2 tRNA genes are annotated in these 436 nt (G+C 43.3%); both read left to right on the forward strand.

Going from position 1 to position 436, the window contains the following annotated elements:
* Nucleotides 1-90 precede the first annotated feature (90 nt).
* Nucleotides 91-165 (forward strand) — tRNA-Gly (locus AN395_RS16355).
* An 11-nt stretch (nucleotides 166-176) separates the two neighbouring features.
* Nucleotides 177-252, forward strand: a tRNA-Thr gene (locus AN395_RS16360).
* The last annotated feature ends 184 nt before the right edge of the window (nucleotides 253-436 follow it).

A 436-nucleotide genomic window follows, 5' to 3' on the forward strand; every position in this document is an offset into this window, starting at 1 on the left:
CTGACGGCTCAGCCTTCGCTGGTTCGAATCCAGCTCCCTCCACCACTTTATTCTTGACGGTTAGAGGTAGTTTAAGAACAGGTTCCTAAAGCGGGCATCGTATAATGGCTATTACCTCAGCCTTCCAAGCTGATGATGCGGGTTCGATTCCCGCTGCCCGCTCCAATTATGGTGTTGCTGATATAGCTCAGTTGGTAGAGCGCACCCTTGGTAAGGGTGAGGTCGGCAGTTCAAATCTGCCTATCAGCACCAGTCATATGAATCTCCTTGAATACTTCCTTTATCTGTCAGAAAAAACTATTTGAAATTTGAAAAAATTAAATTAATCTACCTCTGGTGGATTATTTTCATATGTAATCTAGATACACAAAACTGATAGGTTCCGTCATGGCAAAAGAAAAGTTTGAACGCGTAAAACCGCACGTAAACGTTGGTA

Source organism: Pseudoalteromonas sp. P1-30 (assembly GCF_001400005.1).
Classification (GTDB): domain Bacteria; phylum Pseudomonadota; class Gammaproteobacteria; order Enterobacterales; family Alteromonadaceae; genus Pseudoalteromonas; species Pseudoalteromonas atlantica.